Genomic DNA, 11026 nt, shown 5'->3' with positions numbered 1-11026 from the left:
CATGACACTGGGATGAAACTGGCTAGGTGCAACTGTTTTGAGACCATAATAGGGGTAAGTGCTTTCAAGTACAGTTGTAGGTACTGTTGTCAATGTCGAAAACCTCAGAGATTTGAACGTTACCGCTATGGAAATCCAACGGGTTATCTTAAATAACATTGGGCTATTTGAAAACCTAGAAATTCCTTTAGCACCCACCGAGCCAAATCCCAGCAACATCACTGTCTTCGTTGGTAATAACGGCGCGGGTAAAACCTCTGTGCTGAAAGCCTTAGCAACATCCCTTAGTTGGTTTACGGCTCGTTTACGCACAGAAAAAGGTAGTGGTAACCCTATCCCGGAAGATGCCATACTTAACACCGCCAACGCCGCCAGTATTGAAATAGAAATTTGTGATGCTTCTGGAACATCAGACAATCCGAATCAAAACGAGATCCAGCATCACTTCAAGTGGACTTTAGCCAAAAATAGAACAGGACGTAAATCCCGGTACACTAGCAATCTCAACGACTGCACCCGCTTAGCCAATCGTTATCGTGATGCCCTTACCCGTGATCACAAAACTAGCCTGCCCATCATTGCGTTTTATCCTGTCGAGCGCGTCGTACTTGATATTCCCCTAAAAATTAGGACTAAGCATACCTTCTTGCAACTCGATGGTTACGACAAGTCTTTAAGTCAGGGGGTTGACTTTCGCCGCTTTTTTGAGTGGTTTCGGGAACGAGAAGATACCGAAAATGAATCAGGAATGCCTGAAGATTTTCTGAACCAACTGAAACCATTATTGGAAACCAATCCAGACGCATGGCAACGGTTAAACGAACTCAATGCCTCAGCCAAAGATCGGCAATTAACCGCAGTTCGCACCGCCATTCGCCGATTTATGCCCCAGATGGACAACCTGAGAGTCCGTCGTCAACCCCGTCTCTACATGGCGATTGATAAAAACGGTGAAACTCTGAATGTCGCCCAACTTTCACAAGGCGAAAAATCTCTCATGGCTCTGGTTGGTGATATTGCTCGCCGTTTAGCCATGCTGAACCCTGCTCTGGAGAATCCTTTAGCAGGAGATGGTATCGTCTTGATTGATGAAGTCGATTTGCATCTGCATCCCTCTTGGCAACGCAGCCTGTGCGATCGCTTAATCGCAACGTTCCCCAATTGTCAGTTTGTACTGACTACCCATTCACCTCTGGTGATCAGCGACTGTAAAAATGTTTTAGTTTACACCTTAACCAATGGTGAATTGCGACAATTGCCCTCTCAGTATGGACAAGATGCTAATACTGTCTTATTAGATGTCATGGACACCAGCATCCGTAATCAGAAAATTGATGCCGAACTGAACGATCTGCTGGATGCCATACAAGATTCAAAGCTAACCGAGGCTCAACAACGACTCGCCAAATTAACTGAGGAACTACCCGCCAATCATCTGGAATTGATCAAAGCCAAATTACTGATCCGTAAACAAGAATTGCGTCATGCGAACCATTAGTAAAGGGACTGAACCCTCCAGTTTTACAGTTTGGAAACGAGCAAACCCTCACGGACGCTACAACCAGTTAACTGAAGAGATTCGCCGAACTATTCGGCAATATGCTCTAGCAGAACAATTTTACCTTTGCGCCTATTGTTGCCAGCGCCTCCAAGATATTGATGCTTGCCACAATGAGCATATAGAAGCTCAAAAATTGAATCCTAGACGCACACTTGACTTTTCAAATATTGTCGCCAGTTGTAATACCTCTAATCAATGCGGTGATGCCCATAAATCACAACCCCTACCCCTAACTCCCCTGATGACAGAATGTGAAACAGAACTTCGCTTTAAAATTAGTGGTCGGGTAGAAGGGTTAAGCGAGCGGGCAATTGTCACGGTTCAAGTCTTAAACCTGGGAGATTACGAAAAAAATAACCGTGCCTTGATCGAAAAACGCAAGCAATTGTCTAATGCCTTATTATGGACAAACTACATAGACCCCGATGAAGGCTTAGAGGATGAAGAACTGTTAGAGATGTTAATCGGTGACCTATCACAACCCCAACAGGGTCAGATGGAACCTTTTACTCCAGTGGTAATTAATATCTTGCGAAGTTGGCTTCAATCTTGAAAATAACTCTTTAAATGGTTATGATTTAGCCTATACTTGGCAGTTCCAGTTGATGTTTACCAAACGTTTTTTCAATACGAATTTACTCAAACTGCACCTGAAAAGGTATCAGGTCTTGATAATTGTGTATGATCCAGTTAATGAGGTGATAGTGGAATGGACAAGGTAGCTCAATATCGGGAGTACGTTCAAACGTTACTGAGCCAGTACGCCAAGGATGATGTTTCGGATGATGAGGTCGAAGTGCAACTGATCTTGGACACAGAGCGGGATCATTACCAATGGATGAATGTGGGATGGCAACAGCTTAACCGAGTGTATCGTTGTATTGTCCATTTTGATATCAAAGACGGAAAAATTTGGCTTCAGCAGAATCTGACCGACCAGAATCCTGCTGAGGATTTGGTTGAAATGGGGGTTCCCAGAGAAGATATTGTGTTGGGTTTACAGCCTGCTTACAAACGGCAATACACAGACTATGGTGCTGCTTGAATAATGCCCATGCACCCAATATGCGATCGCCCGATCTTGTCGGTCAGGTTGCGGGATGAAACCAGACAAGGATACTTGAATTTTGTCCATCTACTTAATACCAAATTAAAGTCAAAAAGGTAATCTGTTATTGTGTCTTTTGAATCCTACAAAAATCTTGGGGAAGTCCTCAAAGAGTATGAGATTACTTCCTCAGAAACAAACTATATTATCGAAAGCAAAATTGATATTCGAGAATCATTTAGAGAAGATTTAGAATTTTGCCTGAAAGAATTAACCTTTGAGGAGTCAGAATATGCGATTTGTGAAACGATTATTTTTCCAGTCCTCAAAGAGCTTTATCGGCTTTATCGAGATAAGTTTACTTTGTGGAGCCACAAGTCACTAATTTATAATGAAAAATTATCCGGTGTACCTGACTATATCATAGCCAAGCGATCGCCTCTAGGAAAAGAAATATTTGAGCAGCCGTTTTTTGTCGCTGTTGAAGCTAAACGAGATGATTTTACTAAAGGATGGGGTCAATGTTTAGCTGAAATGGTGGCGATTCAGAAGATGAATGACCAATCTGAACAGCAGACGATATACGGAATCGTATCGAATGGTCAGCTTTGGCAGTTTGGCAAACTCCAAAACAATCGTTTTACCAAGAATTTTGCAGCCTATACAATATATAATCTCGAACAACTTTTTGCAGCACTGAATTATGTGTTTAGGCAATGCGAACTGGAATTAGAGGCAATAACATCTGGGTGTAGGGACAATTCATGAATTGCCTCAGAAAAGATTCTGGGTGAGCGATCGCCCGATCTTGTCGGTTGGGTTGCGGGATGAAACCCGACACTCATCACTGCTTCTCCACCTCAACCAAGAGTGCGATCGCCTAATCGCGTCATGGTGGGTTTCACGTTACCTACTGATTCACAAGCAAGGACGTGACAGGCTCAACCCAACTTACAGCGAGGGGCGATCGCACTAGCGATCGCCATTGCTCAATTCTGCACCTTATTATGGAAGCACTGCGACAAGCGCTACTGGAATTGGGAGGAAATATGACTTTTTAGTAAGCCCCCCAAGTTTTCTAGATTGCTCTAACCATCGTGCCAGTTCTTGACCTGCATCTTTTGCAGATTCAAGGACATTCACCGTCAATGATTGTGAATTTGGTCTGAGTGCATCTTCCTCTAACAAGGAAATCATCTGGTAAACCTCCTTAGCTGATGCACCTTGAGGATTAATGGGTTGGGACAAGTCACAACTGAAGGCATAAACTGTTAGGTAAGAATCAGTGCTGGCTGACGCATGATTTTCTACTTCACGAAGCGGGTGAGTGACAAATAGGAGATAGCGAGCATCTCGCAGGCTAGAAAATTTTGGGTAAAGCCGATTTGCCGAAATTGTTGTGAAATCTGCCCTACCTTGTCGAGCTAGAGAACATGCAAGACGACCGATTGGATCAGATTTATGAAGTGGTCGATGTTTTATGACACCCTCCCATTCTTTCTGGTGCCAAGGATAAAGACCAGCAAGCAGAATATTATCCTTTTCCCTGCCAAATACTTTGAATTCTGGATCAAATGTGAATTTCCTGTCTTGAATGACAGCAATCTTAGCCTGAGCAGGTTCCATCACTGTACCTTCATTCCGGAATACAGGACGGCTCCACTCTTTCGTACTAAACGTCAGTTCATGTTTCTGATCGATCATAGATAATCCTAGTTCCATCCATGTCTCAAGCCGTTTCGCTAGTTCTTCGCGGCTAATAACCCATTGCTGACTGAGTTGGGTTTGAAGTTCACCTAACTTCACTTCCATATTTTTTTGGTCGGCTTCAGCTTGCTTAAGGATGTTATCAATCAGTGAAAATTCCTCCTTTTCAATATCCTGAAAAATTTGCTCTTCTTGTTCAATACTAAGAGAACCCAAAATTTTGAGACGCATTCTTTCATCCGTAATTCCAAGCTGAGTGAAGCGATCAACCAGTGCTTGTTCCCTCCTTTGTTCATGGGTTCCAGCGATGATCAAGTAGTAGGCAATGACATCTGAGATTTGTCCTAGTCGAGCAACACGACCATTTCGTTAAGCCTTTGAGAAATCCCTTTAATAAGCTTGCGAAGATTATCAGTACTTTTTGAGAGGTCTCGCTTATATTCTTCTTGATTTTTCCATTCTTGATGCTTAACACACCAGCGGAATAGCCACATAGCACCAGCGATTGTGCTACTAGTTAATCTTATCTCAAGTTGCCGAATCGCAAATCCTCCAAAACTTTCACCATTAATATTACAAATTTGCTTAACTTTTTCTCGGATATCTTTGATTAGTTGTAAATACTCTTCGCTTGCTTGGAGAGGCGGACGCTTAATATTTAGTTTTGGAAATAAGCGTTTATCAGACCAGCTACGGACATCATCCTGTTGCCGCCAAATGACTGCCGTAGATGAGTCATCAGAACCTAAAACTTGAACGAGTTCTACGTCAGTTAACTCAGATGAGTATGCATTCTTAATCTCTGAAGTCTGATGTGTAAGAAGACGCAACAGGTTGATAAATTGAGGTCTAGAGCGAAATGGAGTAGCACTCATAAAGATTACTAGCTTTGGAGGGGCGGAATCCTGCCAAAACTCTCCAGTAATCATTTGGTAAGCAGCCTCGTAAGCTCTTGTTGTTGCTTTTAGCCCAATACGCTGTGGACTGGTCAGATCATCTTCGCTGGCACAATGATGTGCTTCGTCAATAATCAAAATTTCGGGGCTAACTCCCGTAGGCAAATTCTTCTTGTGTGCTTTTTTCACGTAACGTCTTGCGGCATCCATACTAGCAATATGAATTCCATCAGTACGGTTGCCGTATTCAACAAAAGATTTCTCAACCTGAACAATGCTTTCACCATCTACACCAGGGATAACTGATTGAAGCTTTAGCCTGACATCATCTAGAAGTCCACCCTTTGTCAGGTAAAGACAGCGAAGCGGCTTGGAATAACCCTGTGCAATGAGCAAATCTCTTAGTACTAAACCAACTTCAATTGTTTTTCCAAGCCCAACCTCATCAGCAATAAGAAGGCGTTGAACTTGTGTATGATGAGACTTCATGTACTGTTGCAGTGCCAACTGATGAGGGAAAGGATCTTTGTCACTGGCGGTGATTCGACCTGAAAAGATGTTGGCAAGTAGTTCCAGCGCACCAAGTCGCATAGCGGTGTTAGCTTGAAATGCTGGATTTAAATCTTTTTCCCCAAGCACACTCCCTCCAGGAAGATATGCCTTCTCTGGCTTTAACATCTCTTCGATATTAAAATCGCTAGACAATTTCTCCCAATCACGAAAGCTACTAAACGGAATTCCCCGACGCTGTGTTAATTCATTTGGGTTCGCAGGAGTGCCGATGGTAAAGGCATAGTGAGAGTAAGCAGGCGCATTTGGGTTATCCGGGTCTGCAAGAACTAAATCCGAGTGATACCCATTCACAGAAGGAATCTCGAACAAGTAGTAGGACATATATACTCCTTATTTATCGAACAATCTAGATTAGGCTGTCCTGTATAGGTATACCTAATCTAGCCCACCTATCTTTAAACCTCAATAGAGGCTATCAAATTTGTTTAGCTGCGGTAGATCCAGCAGGCTTAATAGCAGAGGAGGAAGCAATATCGTTACCGGTGATAGACTTGAAGCAAGACACCAATTGCGATGGTGAGGTCATGTCATGCATTTAAATTTGGGAATGGGTAGCGAGCAAGATGCAAAGCCTGCGGCATGGCTTCGCTAAAGCCTGCGGCATGGCTTCGCTAAACGCACTACACGGCTTTCGCCATTATTGACATGAAGGTTTAAATGCCGAACAGCTTACCCCATTATTTCTTAGAAAAAGTCTCTTCGTCTATCGTTCAAGTTGGTTAGTCTCCGCTCAACCGGAACCTTAGATTGCTGAATTCTTGGTTGAATTCTAGCCGAAAGTTTATCAATATTCTGGGGCAAAGCAATCAGAGGTTTGATTCGTCGTATGTATCACATACTCGATTTGGTAGACTTGAGGCATTAATTGGACTCAGTTGACCTATGACCATTGCAGTCGAGCAAGCAATTCAACAGAAGCCACTTAGCTTTGACGAGTTTCTCGCTCGTCATGGTAGCGATAACCGCTACGAACTGATCGATGGAGAGGTGTTCGATTTGGAACCAACAGGTTTACATGAAGAAGTTGTAGCCTTCATTAGCGCCAAGCTCTGTGTCCAAATTGACGTAATAGGCTTACCTTGGTTTGTCTTCCAGCGGGGACTATTGCGCCCTTCTAATGTTGGTATGACAGCATTTCGACCTGACGTTGCAGTTGTTGATCGAGATGAACTCGTCAAAGAACCGCTTTGGTCTGAGCAATCAATCCTAACGCTAGGCAGTTCGATTAAATTTGTGGCAGAAGTAGTTAGTAGCAACTGGCAAAATGATTATGCCCGTAAGGTCGAAGACTACGCAGTTTTGGGCATTTCCGAATATTGGATAGCAGACTATGCCGGATTAGGTGGTACTCGACATATTGGAAAACCTAAACAACCCACTCTCTCTGTCTGTAGGTTAGTGGATGGGGAGTATGAAATTCAGCAGTTTCGGGGCAATCAGACTATTGTCTCTCCAACCTTCCCCGATTTAAAACTAACGGCTGCACAGGTGTTGAAGGCTGGCAGGTAATATCAAATCCGGTTAAACAACCTCACTAAAAATGGCTGAAACCGAGTCTTATAACAAGTTGCAGTCTAATGTAGAATTTGTCATGCTGAGCGAAGTCCTGAGCGAAGCGAAGGAACAGTAGCGAAGCATCTGTCCAGATTCTGACGCTCGTTCCGACGCTCGTTCCTCGCTATCGCTGCGCGTCACGCTATCGCTGCGCGTCACGCTACCGCTTCGCTAACGCTATAGCTGCGCTTCACGCTTCGCTCTCCAATGACATGATAGAACGCAACTCGGTATTAAACCTGGGAGATAACGTCAATAGAGCCTGACTCATAGAACTGCGATCTCAGGGCAAACAACTATCTAACTACCGCCATACCAGACAGCAATTTCATCTTTCAATAATTTCTGCACTAATCTCAATTATCTTAGGCTTTGCAGGAACCGTGTCAGCATTTTGGTTCAGATTACCCAATGGTAGCAGCCCCTTCAAGGTAGTCAATTGATGCAGCAGCAGATGTACAAATTCCCTCGCACCCCTCATATCCAAGGTTCACGGCTCCAACCGGGGGATGAAGATTTGGATAACGTGCCTTTCAGCTCGATCGCCTCTCAATATGTGGTAGTCGAAGAAAAAGTAGATGGAGCCAATGCTGCCATCAGTTTTACTCCTGATGGGCAGATGCTATTGCAAAGCCGGGGACATTATTTAACTGGAGGAGAGCGAGAAAAGCACTTTAACTTGTTCAAACAATGGGCGTACAGTCATACTGGAACGTTTTGGCAGGTGCTAGGTACTCGCTACATCCTCTATGGCGAATGGCTCTATGCCAAACACACCGTCTTTTACGACGCCTTACCCCATTATTTCTTAGAATTTGATGTGCTAGACGTTGAACAGCAGCAGTTTCTCAGTACCCAACGTCGCCAGGAGTTACTCGCCGGATTACCCCTGGTTTCCGTACCCGTCTTGTTTTCCGGTGTATTAACATCCTACAAGCAGCTAATGGGATTGCTGGGTCACTCGAATTTCATTGAGTCAGGACATTTAGAACGCTTCCGCCAAGCCTGTGAGGAACAGGGATTGGATGTGGAGCGAAGTCTCAAACAAACTGACCCCAGTCCCCTGATGGAAGGGTTGTATCTCAAAGTCGAAGAGGGAGCGGTTGTAACGGCTCGTTACAAATACGTCCGTCCTAGCTTTTCAACCACCATCCTGCAATCGGATAGCCATTGGCTCAACCGCCCTATCGTCCCCAATCTCCTACGTTCCGGTGTCGATTTGTTTCAGTTTTGACAACTCTCGCCGTCAAGTCTACGACTATGACGGGAGATTCTTGAGCTAATCACTGCCATGAAAGAGGTTGCCCTCTACTTAGGTCTTACACGATTATGTCTAGTCCGAACTTACTAGAATATCACTTGTTATCTAGGCGTCCTTTTTATGGACTACTCTCCAAGGGTTTTCACTATTTCAGTGAGGTTTCGACATGCCCTGCCGTACCTGCCTTGCGGCTAATCTTTTCTCAGTTTCATTCAGCCTTGTTAAAGAGATGGTGCGCTATGTTAATTCGAGGTTTTCGCTACCCTCTAGTCCATTATTTTCAGCTCTGGGGTGTAGCATTGTTTCAGCTAAAGGTTCACCGGGCTGCGGCATTTCATCCTGGGACAATTACTATTTTATCATCATTTACTGTCAATTGTTGCTACTACTGTCAATTGTTGCTACGCTTTTTGGGTTGGCAAAAATTCATCTCCCGCTAAATCAGAGATTATAACGGGAGTCCTCTTTTTGCATTTCTAGATAGCGCGTAGCGCTAGGGAACAGGCAATAGGCAACGGGCAACAGTAAGCTGTGATTGGGTTTCCGGCTAAAGATGTGTCCTAAGCTTAAGACGAATGCCACTGACTTTAGAGTTTGTAGTAAGCGCTAAAGCGCTTCTGGCACTAAAGTGCCTACTACGAACCCAGCTTAAGTCAGCGACATTCACCTTAAGGTTGGTGGGCAATGCCCACCCTACGGTATATCAAAGGTTTTGGTGATTCCCTAATGCAAATTTTCAGTGCTATTCACCTTAAGATGTAGTGTTATAAGCTGTTCGGCATTTAAACCATAATGTCAAGAATTGCGAGATCCTTATAGTGCGTTTAGCGAAGCCATGCCGCAGGCTTTAGCGAAGCCATGCCGCAGGCTTTGCATCTTGCTCGCTACTAATACCCAATTTAAATGCATTACAGCTTATGACTTCTTCTATTTCTCAATCCTTATGCTGGTCATTTCCCTGGTGTCCCACGCCTCCAGACTGGACGCTAGATTGGGCATCGCTTCAGGCTGAGTTTGACTGGCTTCAATCCCTTCAGGATTGTCCCCAAGACCCCCGCTACCATGCAGAAGGGGATGTTCTCACCCATACTCGCTTGGTTTGTGAGGCTTTAATTGCATTACCCACTTGGCGGGAGTTACCACCCATCGAGCGATCGCTTCTATTTGCGGCTGCCTTACTCCATGATGTGGCAAAACCTGCGGCTACTGAAATTGAAGCCGATGGCAGGATCACATCCAAAGGTCATGTCCGCCAAGGGGCAAAGATGGCGCGGCAAATCCTCTGGTCGCTTAACGTACCCTTTCATCAACGGGAGGCGATTGTCTCGCTGGTGCAGTATGGTAGTCTTCCCCTCTGGTTTTGGGACAAACCCAACCCGCAACGTGCTGTGATTAAAGCCAGTCAAGTGATTCGCTGCGACTTGCTGGCACTCTTGGCAGAAGCAGATGTTCGGGGTCGCGAGTGTGACGATCAGCTAGAGCTGCTGGAGCGCGTTCAGTTCTTTCGGGAATTTTGTCAAGAGAATAATTGCTTAGTTTATCCCCGATCTTTCCCCTCAGATCATAGTCGATTTGTCTATTTCCAAAAAGACGATCGCGATCCCAACTATGCTGCTTTTGATGACACTCGATTCGAGGTGATCTTGATGTCAGGATTACCGGGTGCTGGTAAAGACTCTTGGATTCAGGAGAACCTTTCAGATTGGACAGTCATCTCCCTGGATGAACTGCGACAAGCGATGAACATCTCTCCCAAAGATGACCAAACTGCTGTAGCGGAGCGAGCAAGAGCGATCGCGAAAGACTACATGAGAGCCGAAAAATCCTTTGTTTGGAATGCGACCAATCTCTCTCGCCAACTGCGTTCGTCCCTCATTAATCTATTTTCTGCGTACCATGCACGGATTCGCATTGTCTACCTGGAAGCCTTTTGGGAAGAATTGCTGCGGCGCAATCGTTCTCGCGCTGCCAAAGTGCCGGAAGCGGTGATTCAGCGAATGCGCGATCGCTTAGAGGTTCCAGATATTACTGAAGCCCATCGGGTAGATTGGATTGTGGAGAGTTGAATGCATAAGCGGTTCGGCATTTCAACCATAATGTCAAGAATTGCAAAATCCTTGCCGTAGTAGTGTGAGCATCTTGCTCACTACATTGAGCTACATTGAGCATCTTGCTCACTACATTGAGCATCTTGCTCACTACAGTGAGCATCTTGCTCGCTACCCATTCCCTGCTATATATACAGCAGTTTGCTCTGCTATGCGGTACATTGTCGATCCCCCTCGCATCCCATAAGCAAAAAAAGCGAAGCATCCGCTGGCTTCCCCATGCAAAAAAAGCGAAGCATCCTCTGGCTTCCCCCGTGCAACAGAAGCGAAGCATCCTTTGGTCTCCCCCGTGCAAAAAACGCGAAGCAACATCTGGCT

The 11026-nt window shown here is 44.8% G+C and carries 10 protein-coding genes and 1 pseudogene; 9 read left to right on the top strand and 2 right to left on the bottom strand.

The genetic code is table 11. The annotated features are described in order from the left end of the window. Positions 1–127: 127 nt before the first annotated feature. The 6 genes and pseudogenes from ACLFWI_RS18465 to ACLFWI_RS18440 all read left to right on the top strand — a co-directional run bounded on the left by ACLFWI_RS18465 (position 128) and on the right by ACLFWI_RS18440 (position 3585). Positions 128–1498 (top strand): AAA family ATPase, encoded by a 1371-nt coding sequence (locus ACLFWI_RS18465; protein ID WP_446414129.1) that lies wholly within the window; start codon positions 128–130, stop codon positions 1496–1498. Further along, positions 1485–2114: a TIGR02646 family protein gene (locus ACLFWI_RS18460; RefSeq protein WP_446414128.1), complete on the top strand. Its 630-nt coding sequence runs from the start codon at positions 1485–1487 to the stop codon at positions 2112–2114. The genes ACLFWI_RS18465 and ACLFWI_RS18460 overlap by 14 nt, the downstream gene beginning before the upstream one ends. Positions 2115–2144: 30 nt before the next feature. Continuing rightward, a pseudogene (locus ACLFWI_RS18455) lies at positions 2145–2283 on the top strand (element excision factor XisH family protein); the annotation flags it as partial. Next, positions 2271–2606, top strand: a complete 336-nt coding sequence (locus tag ACLFWI_RS18450) for a XisI protein (protein ID WP_446414127.1) — start codon at positions 2271–2273, stop codon at positions 2604–2606. The pseudogene ACLFWI_RS18455 and the gene ACLFWI_RS18450, both read left to right, overlap by 13 nt. Before the next feature lie 132 nt (positions 2607–2738). Next, a complete protein-coding gene (locus ACLFWI_RS18445) occupies positions 2739–3377 on the top strand; it encodes a hypothetical protein (protein WP_446388723.1) in 639 nt (212 codons plus the stop codon). 1 nt (position 3378) lies between these two features. Then, a complete protein-coding gene (locus tag ACLFWI_RS18440; protein WP_446414126.1) occupies positions 3379–3585 on the top strand; it encodes a hypothetical protein in 207 nt (68 codons plus the stop codon). A gap of 29 nt (positions 3586–3614) precedes the next feature. Here the strand turns inward: ACLFWI_RS18440 and ACLFWI_RS18435 are convergent, their stop codons facing one another. Continuing rightward, positions 3615–4631 carry a hypothetical protein gene (locus ACLFWI_RS18435; protein WP_446414125.1) on the bottom strand — a complete coding sequence of 339 codons (1017 nt, stop codon included), beginning with the start codon at positions 4629–4631 and terminating at the stop codon, positions 3615–3617. Positions 4632–4660: 29 nt separating this feature from the next. After that, positions 4661–6106: a DEAD/DEAH box helicase family protein gene (locus ACLFWI_RS18430; protein ID WP_446414124.1), complete on the bottom strand. Its 1446-nt coding sequence runs from the start codon at positions 6104–6106 to the stop codon at positions 4661–4663. Between the two features lie 561 nt (positions 6107–6667). On the opposite strand from ACLFWI_RS18430, the gene ACLFWI_RS18425 reads away from it, so the two are divergent. The 3 genes from ACLFWI_RS18425 (at position 6668) to ACLFWI_RS18415 (ending at position 10666) form a co-directional block, all read left to right on the top strand. Next, complete coding sequence (locus ACLFWI_RS18425) at positions 6668–7294, top strand: Uma2 family endonuclease (protein ID WP_446414123.1); 627 nt, start codon at positions 6668–6670, stop codon at positions 7292–7294. Positions 7295–7781: 487 nt separating this feature from the next. After that, complete coding sequence (locus ACLFWI_RS18420; protein ID WP_446414122.1) at positions 7782–8573, top strand: RNA ligase family protein; 792 nt, start codon at positions 7782–7784, stop codon at positions 8571–8573. Between the two features lie 944 nt (positions 8574–9517). Further along, positions 9518–10666: an AAA family ATPase gene (locus ACLFWI_RS18415; protein ID WP_446414121.1), complete on the top strand. Its 1149-nt coding sequence runs from the start codon at positions 9518–9520 to the stop codon at positions 10664–10666. The last annotated feature ends 360 nt before the right edge of the window (positions 10667–11026 follow it).

The sequence above is a fragment of the Coleofasciculus sp. genome (assembly GCF_046539235.1).
GTDB lineage: Bacteria > Cyanobacteriota > Cyanobacteriia > Cyanobacteriales > Coleofasciculaceae > Coleofasciculus.
Note: the sequence above shows the minus strand (reverse complement) of the source record. Positions and strands in the feature narration are given on the sequence as shown.